This window comes from Novosphingobium sp. ST904 (assembly GCF_001298105.1).
Taxonomy (GTDB): domain Bacteria; phylum Pseudomonadota; class Alphaproteobacteria; order Sphingomonadales; family Sphingomonadaceae; genus Novosphingobium.
Map to the genome: position 1 here is coordinate 19,973 of NZ_LGJH01000139.1, position 13,174 is coordinate 33,146.

Annotated in this window: 16 protein-coding genes; 4 read left to right on the forward strand and 12 right to left on the reverse strand. The window is 67.0% G+C overall.

The annotated features are described in order from the left end of the window. The first annotated feature begins 75 nt into the window (after positions 1-75). On the forward strand, positions 76-1,005 hold the full coding sequence (locus ADT71_RS11010; protein WP_054436805.1) for a 1-phosphofructokinase family hexose kinase: 930 nt from the start codon (positions 76-78) through the stop codon (positions 1,003-1,005). Here the strand turns inward: ADT71_RS11010 and ADT71_RS11015 are convergent. Continuing rightward, complete coding sequence (locus ADT71_RS11015; RefSeq protein ID WP_054436807.1) at positions 1,002-1,655, reverse strand: TetR/AcrR family transcriptional regulator; 654 nt, start codon at positions 1,653-1,655, stop codon at positions 1,002-1,004. The genes ADT71_RS11010 and ADT71_RS11015 overlap by 4 nt on opposite strands. Before the next feature lie 152 nt (positions 1,656-1,807). Between ADT71_RS11015 and ADT71_RS11020 the strand changes: the two genes are divergently transcribed. The 3 genes from ADT71_RS11020 to ADT71_RS11035 all read left to right on the forward strand — a co-directional run bounded on the left by ADT71_RS11020 (position 1,808) and on the right by ADT71_RS11035 (position 6,457). After that, on the forward strand, positions 1,808-2,134 hold the full coding sequence (locus ADT71_RS11020; RefSeq protein ID WP_054436809.1) for a 2Fe-2S iron-sulfur cluster-binding protein: 327 nt from the start codon (positions 1,808-1,810) through the stop codon (positions 2,132-2,134). Between the two features lie 22 nt (positions 2,135-2,156). Next, the gene (locus tag ADT71_RS11025; protein ID WP_054436811.1) at positions 2,157-3,416 is read left to right on the forward strand and encodes a cytochrome P450; all 1,260 of its coding nucleotides are present in this window, start codon (positions 2,157-2,159) and stop codon (positions 3,414-3,416) included. A 1,688-nt stretch (positions 3,417-5,104) separates the two neighbouring features. Beyond that, complete coding sequence (locus tag ADT71_RS11035; protein WP_231635802.1) at positions 5,105-6,457, forward strand: MATE family efflux transporter; 1,353 nt, start codon at positions 5,105-5,107, stop codon at positions 6,455-6,457. Here the strand turns inward: ADT71_RS11035 and ADT71_RS11040 are convergent. Genes ADT71_RS11040 through ADT71_RS31320 form a run of 11 tightly spaced genes read right to left on the reverse strand, consistent with a single transcriptional unit; the run spans position 6,444 to position 13,035 of the window. Next, positions 6,444-7,046, reverse strand: coding sequence for a DUF938 domain-containing protein (locus ADT71_RS11040; RefSeq protein WP_054436818.1), 603 nt, complete (start codon positions 7,044-7,046; stop codon positions 6,444-6,446). The genes ADT71_RS11035 and ADT71_RS11040 overlap by 14 nt on opposite strands. Positions 7,047-7,069: 23 nt before the next feature. After that, positions 7,070-7,411 carry a hypothetical protein gene (locus ADT71_RS11045; RefSeq protein ID WP_054436819.1) on the reverse strand — a complete coding sequence of 114 codons (342 nt, stop codon included), beginning with the start codon at positions 7,409-7,411 and terminating at the stop codon, positions 7,070-7,072. 4 nt (positions 7,412-7,415) lie between these two features. Continuing rightward, positions 7,416-7,868, reverse strand: coding sequence for a chemotaxis protein CheW (locus tag ADT71_RS11050; RefSeq protein WP_054436821.1), 453 nt, complete (start codon positions 7,866-7,868; stop codon positions 7,416-7,418). A gap of 13 nt (positions 7,869-7,881) precedes the next feature. Further along, the gene (locus tag ADT71_RS11055; RefSeq protein ID WP_082370293.1) at positions 7,882-8,253 is read right to left on the reverse strand and encodes a response regulator; all 372 of its coding nucleotides are present in this window, start codon (positions 8,251-8,253) and stop codon (positions 7,882-7,884) included. A 16-nt stretch (positions 8,254-8,269) separates the two neighbouring features. Next, on the reverse strand, positions 8,270-8,818 hold the full coding sequence (locus tag ADT71_RS11060) for a chemotaxis protein CheD (protein WP_054436822.1): 549 nt from the start codon (positions 8,816-8,818) through the stop codon (positions 8,270-8,272). A gap of 4 nt (positions 8,819-8,822) precedes the next feature. After that, positions 8,823-9,440, reverse strand: a complete 618-nt coding sequence (locus ADT71_RS33505; RefSeq protein WP_231635803.1) for a CheB methylesterase domain-containing protein — start codon at positions 9,438-9,440, stop codon at positions 8,823-8,825. Further along, complete coding sequence (locus ADT71_RS33510; RefSeq protein WP_231635804.1) at positions 9,395-9,859, reverse strand: response regulator; 465 nt, start codon at positions 9,857-9,859, stop codon at positions 9,395-9,397. The genes ADT71_RS33505 and ADT71_RS33510 overlap by 46 nt, the downstream gene beginning before the upstream one ends. Next, positions 9,856-10,722, reverse strand: coding sequence for a protein-glutamate O-methyltransferase CheR (locus ADT71_RS11070; protein ID WP_231635811.1), 867 nt, complete (start codon positions 10,720-10,722; stop codon positions 9,856-9,858). The genes ADT71_RS33510 and ADT71_RS11070 overlap by 4 nt, the downstream gene beginning before the upstream one ends. Further along, the gene (locus ADT71_RS35625) at positions 10,722-11,513 is read right to left on the reverse strand and encodes a chemotaxis protein CheA (protein ID WP_369818230.1); all 792 of its coding nucleotides are present in this window, start codon (positions 11,511-11,513) and stop codon (positions 10,722-10,724) included. Before ADT71_RS35625 ends, ADT71_RS11070 begins: the two co-directional genes overlap by 1 nt. Next, positions 11,510-12,853, reverse strand: coding sequence for an Hpt domain-containing protein (locus tag ADT71_RS35630; protein WP_369818227.1), 1,344 nt, complete (start codon positions 12,851-12,853; stop codon positions 11,510-11,512). Before ADT71_RS35630 ends, ADT71_RS35625 begins: the two co-directional genes overlap by 4 nt. Then, entirely contained in the window at positions 12,850-13,035 is a 186-nt protein-coding gene (locus ADT71_RS31320) for an STAS domain-containing protein (protein WP_156336563.1), read from the reverse strand. Before ADT71_RS31320 ends, ADT71_RS35630 begins: the two co-directional genes overlap by 4 nt. Positions 13,036-13,174: the final 139 nt, after the last annotated feature.

Below are 13,174 nucleotides of genomic sequence, written 5' to 3' on the forward strand. Positions count from 1 at the left end.
CGAATACTTTGCGATCCGGCGCGAGGCAGGGCATGAAGCCGTGACCCACGCCAGAGCCGTCCAAGGAGCCGCTGGATGAAGAACATCGCCACCCTGACGATGAACCCGACGATCGACGCATCCTATGACGTCGGCAAGGTTCGCCACACCAACAAGATGCGTACCGACAACGAGCATTACGCTCCCGGCGGCGGCGGCATCAACGTGGCGCGTGTCTTCGTCCGGCTCGGCGGCAATGCGCGCTGCTACTATCTTTCCGGCGGCGCCACCGGCCCTGCCCTCGACGGCCTGATCGACCTTCACCAACTGGTCCGAACCCGCATTCCCATCGCGGGGTCCACGCGTATCGCTGCCGACATCCTCGAACACGAAACAGGCAAGGAATATCGGTTCACCCCCGCCGGACCCGAAATCAGCGAAGCGGAATGGCAGGAATGCCTCGATCGCGTCGCCGAAGCCGATTGCGACGTGATGGTCATGAGCGGATCGCTCCCCCCGGGCGTCCCGGAGGACTTCTACGCCCGTGCCACCCGCCTGTTGCGCCCGCGCGGTATCGAAGTCGTTCTCGACACCTCGGGCGCTGCGCTGGTCGCGGGAATCGATGCCGGAGGGCTGCTGCTGGTCAAACCGAGCCAGAGCGAATTGCAGCATTATGCCGGACGCACGCTCGACTCGGTCGGCGCGATCGGGGCTGCGGCCATGGAAATCGTCGAGGCGGAGAAGGCCAGGTTCGTCACCGTGACCATGGGCCATGAAGGCGCGGTCCTGGCGCGCGCCGAGGGGCCGTTGTTCCTGCCTGCCCTCAAGGTCGACGCGGCAAGCGCCGTGGGCGCGGGCGACAGCTTCGTCGCGGCGATGGTTCATGCCCTGTGCCGGGGCGACGGCGAACTCGAGGCATTCCGCCGCGGCATGGCCGGCGGCTCCGCCGCCGTGCTGCGCGCCGGCACCGATCTCGCCCGCGCCGAAGACATCGACCGGCTGCTGGAACGGGTGGAACCGCTCTAGACTACGATCGCCCGGCGGCAGAACTCCCAGATTGCCACCCCAAGCGTTTCACGCTCGGCAAGATCGGGGGCGCCGCCTTCCTCCTGAAGCAGCACGGTGTGAACCGTGGTCGAGACGAGGTTGTAGATCAGCCGTGCCTGCAGGCTGGGATCGGCCTGCAGGAGCAACCCCTGTTCGATGCCTTCGGCGACATGGCCGGCAATCAGGTCCAGTAGCGGTTGCAGCGCCGCCTGCAATTCGGCCGGGCGAGACTGCGCAAGCCGGAGGTGTTCGCGGCTGAGCGCGGCGCTGCGCAAGTGCGCGCCGCTGCTCCGCGTCTGCCCCAACTGGCCCACGACGATGCCGGAAACGATAACCTGCAACGCCTCCACAGGATTGTCTGCGCGCGACGAGATATCCCGGAACTGCAACGCCGCCGCCCGCAGCGAAGCATCGAATACCGCCAGCACGAGGTCGTCCTTGCTCTGGAACCGCTCGTAGAAGGCACGCCGCGCCAGGCCCGTGCGTGACAGCACCGCCCGGATCGTCAGGCCTTCGAGCCCGCCCTCGTCAAGCAGGTCATGCGCCGCCTCTATCAGCAGGCGCGTCCGATCGCGTTCGCCGTCATCGAATTCGGCAAGTTGGGTGGGAGACGGTCGAACAGTGGCCATGGGCGATGGATTAGGCCCTCCGTCCGCGCCGGTCCAGTGCCCGCAATTGCGAAGTTCTCGCCGGTGATTGACTTCACCGGGGGGGAGCGGCTAGAAAATGGAGAACAGCGTTCTCAGAAACGCGCTCAACGGATGAAGGACAGGAGAGTTCGATGCCCAAGGTCACTTATGTCGATCACGAAGGTCACACGACCGACGTGGACGTGGCGATCGGCGAAAACGTCATGCGCGGTGCGGTCTATAACGGAATAGAGGGCATCACCGGCGAATGCGGCGGCGGCCTCTCCTGCGCCACCTGCCATTGCTACGTAGACGAGAACTGGACCGAGGCGGTGGGCGGGCCTTCCTCCCAGGCGGAGGAGGAACTGCTGGAATCGGCTGCTGCCGAAGTGAAGCCGAGCAGCCGCCTCTCCTGCCAGATCGACATGACCGAGAGCCTCGACGGGCTCGTGGTGCACATGCCCGAGCATCAGTTCTGAAGCCGGACACAGGGAGAGAACGATGCCTATCGACGCCGCCAACCCGGTTCCGCCCAGTTTTCCGCGCCATGTCGGCATGGACCAGGTGCCCGATCACGTCCCCCCCGAACTGATCCGCCAGTCCGGCCTCACCTTCGGCCCCGATTTCCTGGCCAACCCGCATGACTTCATGGCCGCGCTGCACGAAAAGCAGCCGCCGATCTATTACGACGTCAGCCCGATGGGCAACATGTGGCACCTCACCAAGCATGAGGACGCGCTGTTCGGCCTGCGCCATCCGCAGATCTTCTCGAACGAAGGCGCCACCCCCTTCCCGCGCGATCCGAACGACTATTTCTACTTCATCCCGATCGAGATCGATCCCCCGCATCACCGCAAGTACCGCAACATCGTTGACCCGGTGTTCAGCCCGCAGGGCGTGCTCAAGCTCGAACGGCTGATCCACCAGCGCGCGAACGACCTGATCGACGAGATCGAGGCCAAGGTCGCGGCAGGCGGCGAGTGTGAGTTCACCGAGGACTTCGGGCGGCCACTGCCGGTTGCGGTGTTCCTCGACATCATGGGCCTGCCGCAGGACATGCGCGATACGTTCGTGGAATGGGCAATGGAACTGCTCCATTCGAACGACCGCGCGATCATGGGCCAGTCGATGGCCAAGATCACCGCCTATCTCAAGCAAGCCATCGCCGAGAAGAAGGCCAACCCGGACGACGGTGTCGTCAGCCTGATCGCCCATGCGGAACCAGACGGCGTGCCGCTTTCCGACAAGGAAATATTCGGCTTCGTCTGCTTCCTGTTCATCGCCGGTCTCGACACCGTTTTCGCCACGCTCAACAATATCTGGGCCTGGCTGGCGGAAAACCCCGAGAAGCGTCAGGAAATCATCGACCGTCCGCAGGACATCGACAGGATCGTCGAGGAACTTCTCCGCCGCTGGTCAGTGACCTTCTCCGGCCGGGTGCTTGACCAGGATCATGAAATGCGCGGCGTGCAGATGAAGAAGGGCGATCGCGTCACCTTCATCCTGCCTGCCTGCAACTTCGACCCTGAGGTGTTCCCCGACCCGATGACGGTGAACTTCGACCGCCCCCGCAAGACGATCCTCGCCTTCACGGTCGGCGTTCATAGCTGCATGGGCGGGCACCTTGCACGGCTCGAAGTGAAGATCGCATTGCAGGAATGGCTGAAGCGCGTGCCTGACTTCACGCTCAAGCCCGGCACCCGGATCGAGTACCGCCCCGGCGGCGTGATCGGCCCCGAAGCCGTGCCGCTGGTCTGGTAAGGGCACCGAACCAAGGGAGCCGCGCCGATCGGTGCGGCTCCCTTTTCATGTCATTGCATCCCGCGCGATCTCCATCGCTGCGAGTTGCAGCCTCAGGCCTTCGTTTTCTGCGCGCAGCGCGGTGATCTCGCGGTGGGCGCGGACGATGGCCGGCGCAGCCACCCGAGACGGTTCGGGCCTACGTTTCGGCGGGCCGGCATTCGGGGCGGCACCCCGCAACATGGCCGCAATCCGATTGGCCGAGGCACGAACCCACGCCTCCATCAGGACAAGCGCGCCATCGCGCAAGATGGCCGGCGCACGATCGCTTGTGAGGGGTTCCGGCCCAGAGGACATTGGCATCGCGAAAGCTTCGTCCACGGATAAAGCGGCGCAGGCCTCCTGACAGGCCTGCGCCGCACGAGCAGCGCGCGGGACGACCCTTGGCGCCTGCTCCCCGGACTTCGCCGCCCACAGTCCGGCGGCGCGTCCTGAACTCCCATGATGACCGTCACGGCCTGGCCGCGCCTGCCGAAGTGAACCCGTCCCCCGCCCGTGGCCCTTCGCACAGGAAACCGGCTCGTTTCCGGCCAGTACGGGCTTGGCCCTTGCGGCCTCCCGGCGCCCCTTTACTACCGGCTGCATCAAGGATCGGAGCAGGGTGAACAGCGGATCCTGCGAGGCACCGTACCCGGCGCGCAGGCCGCAAGTGCACAGCCTGGGGGCGGTCCAGATCCATCCGCGATCATGACACAGCGCCGCTCCGCTTTCAGCGCCCCCACTGGCGTTCCCGTCATCATTGGCAGCCGGAACCATCGAAGGCCCACGCCGCTCCAACGCCAGTTTCCGCACACGCTTCGTCGCGTGCTGCCCCGATGCGCCCCGAGGGTCAGTCTGCAGATGCCGTGCGGCTATGCCTTTCCCGCGCCGCGTTTCCGGTTTCGATCTGTCCCCGGCAGCTTTTCGCGACCCCGAGTCCTGCAACGACCGGTTGCTCCGGGGGCCTGATCCTTTCCCCTTGCTTCCGGGCAGCTCTTCACCCGGGGCCTCTTCGTCCATGGGCTTTCTCCCAAGTTCTGAAGCTTTCCCCATGGCTGTCACGCGAGCGGCCGGGATTGAAGGTCAGTTAACTCCGTTTTCGTTCGACAGCCCGCTGCGCGCGCGGGACACCGCCCAGTGCCTGTGGTTAATCGAACGGAAACGGGCGCACTTGAGTCAACCCGGAGTCCAGGGCCGCGAGCGCCGCCGCAGCCGGGCAAGGCCTCGTGCCCGGCCTTGCAGCACCGAGGATGCAATCGTTGCGCACGCAAAAGCCATGCACAAACGAGCGCGGATCATGCAATTCCGCTTTGAGATCGCGAGAAATTGTTGCAGAGTGCTTGGCGAAAGGCCGCTAGCGGCTTTACCGGCGTTGGGAGAGAGCGCGCCGGGAGGGAGGTCTACTTCCTTTCCGGCGCGCCGATACTTCGCAGGTGCAACATCATCCAAATATTCGGTTTTGACAACCCTGTTCCGCAAAATTGCGGGGCAGGGTTATCGATGCCATGCTGCATGAAGCACCGCTTGTTAGCGGAAGCAGCATGCCATGCTGCGGCATCATCGCGTGGCGACGCAGGAGGAAGTGATTCGCCGCGCCGCCCGGCCGCATCGCGATTGCGGGCATGGAACGCCTGGGCTAGCCGCCGGGTACATCAGCAGCGAGCCCCTTCTTGACCCAGCCAACCACCCCCCACCCCACTCCGCCGCGCAAGGGACAGGCCCGGCTGCTCTGGTCCATCGCGCTTCCCGCGATGCTCACCAACGTTGCCACCGCCCTGTTCGGGCTGGCCGACATGTGGGCCATAGGCCGCCTCGGCGATGCACCGGCGCAAGGCGCGGTGGAACTCGGCGCGAAGTACATGATGGGCCTGCTTAACGTGTTCAACTTCCTGCGCACCAGCACCGTCGCGCTGACGGCTCAGGGGACCGGTCGCGCCGACCGGCAGGCGCAGGCGGAAACACTAACCCGCGCCATGGCCGTGGCGATGGGCATCGGTGTGCTGCTGGTCTGCCTGATGCCCGTGGCGATCCCGTTCGGGCTCGACCTGCTCGAAGCGAGGGGGCCGCTGCGCGAAAGCGCCGGGGACTATATCGCCATCCGCTATTGGGCAGGGCCGCTTTGGCTCGGCAACTGCGTGCTGGTGGGATGGCTGATCGGACAGCGACTGGTGCGCCATGTCCTCGTGGTGGAAATCGGCGCCAATATCCTGCACATCGCGCTCGACCTGTTGCTCGTCCTCGTCGCGAAGTGGGGCGTTGCCGGCGTGGCAACCGCGACGCTGACGTCGGAACTGTTCAAGTTTCTGGTTCTCGCCGCCATCGTCTTGCGCCGCCCCGAAGCCCGCACGGCCTTCGCCCTGGCACGGCAGCGGACAACGTGGCGGCGCGGCGAACTGGCCCGCCTTTTCGCACTCAACCGCGACCTGTTCCTGCGAGCCCTGTTGCTCACCGCCGTGCTGCTCGCATTCGCCCGTGCCGGTGCGCAGGCCGGGCCGCTGACGCTGGCGGCGAACGGCATCCTGTTCCAGCTCTTCATGCTCGCCACCCTCCTGCTCGACGGCTTCGAAAGCGCCGCACAAGTGCTCTGCGGCGAGGCGCTCGGCGCGCGAAACCGGGCTGGCTTCGCGGCAACGGTTCGCTCGGCACTGCTATGGGGCGGGGTGATGGGCCTTGCCCTCACGCTCGCTTACGCGGTGGGAGGCAAGGCGCTGGCGGCCGCATTCAACACCGATCCGGGCGTGATCGCGGCCACTGCGGTTTACGCGCCATGGCTCACCCTGCTGCCACTGCTCGGGGTCTCGGCCTATGTTCTTGACGGGGTGTTCGTTGGCGCCGGGTGGACGCGGGCGATGATGGGGACGATGCTGGCCGCAATGGCAGGTTACGCGCTGCTGCTTTGGCTGCTCCATCCGCTGGGCAACCACGGCCTCTGGGCGGCTTTCACGATGTTCTTCGTCATTCGCGGGCTGGGGCAGGCTGCGGTGCTGCCCCGCCTCGCCAGGCGCAGCTTCAGCGTTTCCTGAACACCACGCTCAGGTTGTCGGCAGGCATGGAGATCACGCGTTCCAGATCGAGCCCCCTGACGGCGGCGATATCCGCGACATCTTCGAGCAGGCGCAGGCCCCATTCGGGATTGCGCCGCTTGAGGTCCTCGTCGAAAGCCGCGTTACCCGGTTCGATCGCATGCCCCGCGCGGCGGTAGGGACCATAAAGCACGAGCGGCGCCCCCGCGGGCAGCAAACGTCCCGCCCCCGCCACGAGCCCCAGCGCCGATTGCCAGGGGCTGATGTGGACCATGTTGATGCACACGATCGCATCGGCGCTTTCGACAGGCCAGTCCTGCGCGGCAGCGTCGAGTTCGAGGGGCGCCAGCAGGTTGGGAAGGCGCTCCGTCTCCCGCCAGCCCTCGATGGAGGCGCGGGCGGCAGCATCCGGATCTGTCGGCTGCCAGTCGCGCCCGGTCATGGCCCGTGCGAAGTGTACCGCATGTTCGCCGGTGCCCGAGCCGATCTCCAGCACAAGGCCGCTCGATGGCAACGCACCGCGCAGTACGGCGAGGATAGGATCGCGGTTGCGGGCGACGGCGGGAGCATGGCGGCGAGCGTCGTTCATGCGGCGGGACTAGTCCCGCCGCATCACTCCCACAAGCCCAGCGGATCGCACCCGGCGGTGTCTTCGATCGGGACTTCGCAGCAGGTCTCGGCGGTTCCGTCCATGAACCCGCAGAAGCGTTCATGCAGGGTTTCAAGGTTGATGCGCCGCATCTCCACTTCGCTGAACCCGGCCGCAAGGATCGCGGCGAGCGCACGCTGCTTCTGGGCGATAAGGTCTATCGCCTGAAGCTCGCGCAAGTGCCGCGCAACGAAAGTCTCGTCACGGCAGAACACTTCGCCCAGGGCTTCGATCTCGGCGCCGAGTTCGCCCAGGACTTCGGCCATGGCGATGAAGCGCGGCTCGAAAATCGGTTGGTGGATCATCCGCTCAGGCCGCCGCCGCCACGTCGCCCGGCGTACCGCCGGTTTCGCTCAGCGCCCGCAGGTCGAGCACCATGACCATCCGCTCGTCGATGGCGACGAGCCCTTCGAGGAACGGCGTCACCTCGTCCTGCCCCGCATTGGGCGGAGGCTGCAGGGTCTCCGACTGGAGCGCGACGATGTCAGAAACCGAATCCACGATCAGCCCCTGCGCCTGCCCACCCACCTGGCAGACGATGATGGCGTGGCGCGCAGTGGCCTCGGTGGCGGGCCAGCCGAGCCGCGCCGCGAGGTCGATCACCGGCAGGACGGTTCCGCGCAGGTTGACCACGCCGGCGACATAGCGCGGCACGCGCGGCATGGGTGTCACCGGGGTCCAGGCGCGTATTTCGCGGATGGCCATGATGTCGAGCGCGAAGATCTGTCCGGCGACTTCGAAAGTGATGAGTTCGCGGTGCATGGCGAGCCTGTCCTCAATGTGCGACGCGGCGAACTGCCGCGACAAGCTTGTCGGTGTCGAAAGGTTTTACGATCCATCCGGTAGCGCCGGCGGCCCGGGCACGGGCTTTCTTCTCGTCCGAGCTTTCGGTGGTGAGGACGAGAATCGGCCGGTCGCGATGGCGGGTTCCACCACGCACTTTCTCGATCAGGCCGAACCCGTCGAGCCGGGGCATGTTGATGTCGGTGATGACCACGTCCACCTCGTTCACCGCAAGCCATTCCAGCGCCGAAAGGCCGTCATCCGCCTGCGCCACGTCGAAGCCATTGGTGGAAAGCGCATGGTTGAGCAGCGCGCGCATCGAGGCGCTGTCGTCTACGGTCAGGATGCGGGTGCTACGGGACATAGGGAGCCTCGTTTCTTCAGAACAGTTCGACTTCGCCGCGCGCGGCCGGGCGAACGGGGGGCTGGACGACCGGCTCGGGCGCATCGGCCGCCGCCACCATGCGGCAGCGCACGAGACCGGAAGCCGGGCGGAAATCGAGGCGACGTGCGGCAAGACCGCCAAGATCCTCGCGCACCAGATCGATTCCCTCGCGCAGGAGGAAGCTGCGCGCGAATTCGGCATTGGCGCTCCCGATCCGCTGCATCCCCCGGTGGAGGTTGGCGCCGCCGTACAGGTGCGCGCGCATCCTGTCCTTGCGCCCGCCCTGCTGCAGCATCTCGTTGATGAGCATTTCCATGAGGTAGACGCCGTAATGCACGTCGACCTCGCCCCGTTCGGTGCCGGACAGCGGCTTGGGCAGGAGAAAATGGTTCATTCCGCCCAGTCCCGCGGCGGGATCGTGGAGGCAGGTGGCGACGCAGCTGCCCAGCACGGTGCCGAACTCGTCCGCCGGCGAGGCGCTCACGCGGAACTGGCCCTGGAGCACGGTGACATGGCTCATGCCGTCCAGCCGATTGTCGAGCATCGCCTCAGGCCGCCTGATGCAATGCATGACGCGCAATGCGGTCGATCGGCGCGACGACGCTGGCAGCGCCGAGCGAAATCGCCGCGCGCGGCATTCCGAAAACCGTGCAGGTGCTTTCATCCTGCGCGATGGTGTGTGCTCCGGCGCGGCTCATCGCCAGCAGCCCGCGCGCGCCGTCCTGCCCCATGCCGGTAAGGAGGATTCCTACGGCCCCGCTTCCCACTTCCGCCGCAACCGAAGCGAACAGCGCGTCCACGCTCGGGATGTGCCCGGAAACCGGCTCCCCCCGGCGCAGCCTTGCGTGCAGCGCGCCGCCTCCCCCACCGCTCATCGCCGCCTTCACGGTGAGGTGGCAGTCCGCTTCGGCGGCGAGATAGACGTTGCCATGGCGCAGCGGCATATCCTGCGCCGCAACCTGCACCCGCGCCGGGCACACCTGGTCGAGCGTGCGCGCTATGGCCGGGGCGAAGCGCGGGTTGACGTGCTGGACGATCAGCGTCGGCGGGCAGTCTTCCGCGAAATCGCGCAGCAGAACCTGCAGCGCCTCGACCCCGCCGGTCGAGGAGCCGACCGCGATCAGCCGCGTGTCGCGCCGGATCGAACGGCGGCCCTCCTCTGCCACGCCCGGGTCGCCGGGCGGTGAAAGCGGACTTGCGCAGCCTGCCGGATCATCGCCGCCAGTTCGCCGCCATCCTGAAGCGTCAGGCGGCCCGAGCGATCGTACTTGGCATAGCAGTCCACCGCGCCGAGGCCGAGGGCGCGCGCGGTAACCTCGCTGCCCTCCTGCGTCGCGCCGGAGACGACGATCACCGGAGTTGGCCGCAGGGTCATGATCTTCTCGAGGAAATCGAGCCCGTTCATACCCGGCATCTCGATGTCGAGCGTGACCACATCGGGATCGAGCCGCTTGATCATCTCGCGCCCCTCGGCGGCGTTGGATGCGGCGGCAACCACCTCGATGTCGCCCTGCTCTCGCAGCCGGGACATCAGGATCGCACGCATGGTGGGGGAATCGTCGACGATGAGGACGCGGATGCTCATGCGCCCCTCCGGCGGTAGATCGTCGGGCCGACCAGTTCGAGCAGGTCCGCCGCCGATCCGGTCACCCGCTCGGAATGGCCGATGTAGAGGTGGCCGCCCGGAAGCAGCGCCTCGGCGAAGCGGCGCACGAGCCGCTCGTTGGTCGCGGCGTCGAAATAGATCATGACGTTGCGGCAGAAGATCACGTCGAACCGGCCCCGGATCGGCCATTCGCCAAGCAGGTTGAGCGCGCGGAACCGAACGATGGAGCGCGGCGGCTCGGCCAGCGTCACGTGTCCGTGCTGCTCGGCCGTCCAGAGCCTGCGCAAGTCCTGCGGCACCGGCTTGAGATCCTTGGCCGCGTAAGTCGCGCCCGCCGCCTTCTGCAGCGCGTGCGGGGCGATGTCGCTGGCAAGCACGCGCAGGTCCCGGCGCGCGAGATCTATTCCCGCCGCCCGGTCCGGGCCCAGCAGGGTCATGACGATCGACCATGTTTCCTCGCCGCTTGAACATCCCGCCGACCACAGCCGCACAGGATCGCGCTGGTGGAGCTTTTCCACGAGGCGCGGGCGGACCTCGCCCTGCAGATGCTCGAAGTGGTGCGCCTCGCGGTAGAAAAAGGTGTGGTTGGTGGTGAGCGCCGCCACCGCCCTGCCCATTTCCTCACCGTTCGCGCGCATCATCTCGATGTAGCGCGAGAACGTGACCGCCCCCGCCGCGCGTACCAGCGGGGCGAGGCGGGAATAGACCAGCATCGCCTTGCCCTGCGGCAGGACGATGCCGACCGCCTCGTGGACGATCCGCGAGACCGCCGTGAAATCGGCGGTGCTGTAGATTTCCGGGCTGACGCCGGGAACCGGGTCGGTCATCGCGCTCGTGGCCATCACGCCGCCTGCCTTTCCGGGCCGGACGCCTCGGGCCCCGGCATCGCCGGAGACGACAGGACGCAGGCAACCAGACCGTCCACGTCGACGATCAGGGCCACCCGCCCGTCACCCAGGATGGTCGCCCCGGCCACGCCTTCCACCGAGCGGAAGTTGGTCGCCAGGCTCTTGATGACGAACTGGCGCTGGTCCTGGATGTCGTCCACCAGCAGCGCAGCCTGCCCGGCGCTCTCGGTATCGACGACGACCAGCACGCCTGCCCCCGCCGAAGGCGCGCCGCCGCACGCGCCCAGCGCCTCGTGCATGGCGATGACCGGGATGAAGCGTCCACGCACGTTGAGCACCTGACGGCTCGTGCCGATGCCCTGCACCTCGTTCTCGCCGGGGCGCAGGCTCTCCACGACATGGGAAAGCGGCACCACCAGGGTCTGATCGCCGACGTTGACGATCATGCCGTCGGAAATGGCGAGGGTTAGCGGGAGCGTGAGGATGAATTTCGTGCCCTGCCCCGGCGTGCTCTCGATCGTGATCCGTCCGCCCAGATCCTTCACGTTCTGCCGCACCACGTCCATGCCGACCCCGCGCCCCGAAATGTTCGAGACGACTTCCGCGGTGGAGAAGCCCGGCGCGAAGATCAGGTTGTCGATCTCCTCGGCGGAAAGCTGCGTGTCGCTGCCGACGATGCCCTTGTCGATGGCCTTGGCCAGCACGCGCTCCCGGTTGATGCCCGCGCCGTCGTCGGCGATGGAGATGAGGATGCGGCCGGAGCGATGCTCTGCAGCAAGGGTCAGCGTGCCTTCGGGACGCTTTCCGGCGCGATCCGTTCTTCCGCGCTTTCTATGCCGTGGTCCACCGCGTTGCGGATCAGGTGCGTCAGCGGCTCGCCGAGGCGTTCGATCACGGTCTTGTCGAGCTCGGTGGTTTCCCCCAGCACTTCCAGCCGCACATGCTTGCCGGTAGTCGCGGCCAGATCGCGCAGGATGCGGGGGACCCGGCTGAACACGCTGGCGATTGGCTGGGCCCGGATCGACATGGCGCTTTCCTGCATGTCCCGCGTGAGGCCTTCGAGCAGCGAGAGTTCCTCGCTCGCGGTGACGCCCGCCCCCTCCAGCCGCTGCACGAGCATGGCCTGCGCGATCACCAGTTCGCCCACCAGGTCGATCAGGCGGTCCAGCTTGAAAAGATCGATGCGGATCGACTGCCCGGCGGCAGACGCGGCGGCGGGCTCGCCCTTCCCCGACAGCGGCTCGGCCCTGCCGGCAGGCGCTTCGGACGGGACCGTTTTCGCCGCCGCCTCGGCCGGGGGCATGGCGATTTCGGCGGGTTCGACAGGCGGGATCGCCTCGCCCTCCCCGATCGCCAGCACGCAGTCCTCGCCGATGAAGTCGAATATCTCGCGTACCATGTCCTCGGCGACGTCGGCCGGCATCGCATAGCTCCAGCCGAGATAGCCCTGCGAAACGTCAAGCTGGTCCAGCGGCGGCACATGCGAAATGTCGCAGTGCAGGCATTCGCCGCCGAGCGCCGCCACGTCGCGCAGCATCAGCAGCGGCTCGCTGCCGTTGCGCATGGCACCTGCGCGGGGGCGAATGTGGACCTGCCAGCGCGGCTGTTCGCGCGGCGGCAGGTCGAACCCGCCGGTGAGATCGTCAAGCAATGCATCGAGGTCGAGCGCGAAATCCTCGGCGGCCGGGGCTTCCGGCGCGGGCGTGGCGGCGGGTTCCGGCTCCGGCGCATGGGCGTGGGCGTGCTGCGGATTGGCCATCGCCGCTTCCATCTCGGCAATCAACGCCGCATCGGCCGGCGGCGCACCGTCCTCCCGCGCGGCCTCGACATGGTCGGAAAGCGTGTCCAGCGCGCGCAGCAGCAGGTCGACCAGCTTGCGTTCGATCGGCACCAATCCCTCCCGCACGTCGGAGAGCAGCGTCTCGAAGACATGGGTATAGGCCTGGAGCGCGGCATAGCCGAAAGCGCCTGCCCCGCCCTTGATCGAATGGACACCGCGGAAAACCGCGTTGACCGTATCGGCGTCCTGGGTGCCCGCCTTGCAGGCGGCGAGACCGGCTTCGGCGGCGGCGAGCGATTCCTCGCACTCGGCAAAGAAGATCTGCTGGATTTCCTCGGGGCTCATGCCGCGGCATCCTCGAAGAGTTCCGCGGTCAGCCCGGTCAGCGCCGCCACATCGCGCAGGACAGGAGACGGCGCGATCACCGCCCCGCCGCCGCTGCGACGTGCCGAAACCAGCAGTTGCAACATGGCCTGCCCCATATGCTCCACCCCCGAACCGTCGATCCCCATGGGCTCGGTGCCCATGCCGCCGCCAGTTCCGGCCAGAGCGCCTCGGCGGCGGCCCGGTCGCAGCGGGCAGGAAGGATGATGCTGGTCATGTCGGGCCCCGCAAAAGAAGATCGGTCCGATCCACCTATCCGCCGCGATGCCAACAGCGGGTTTT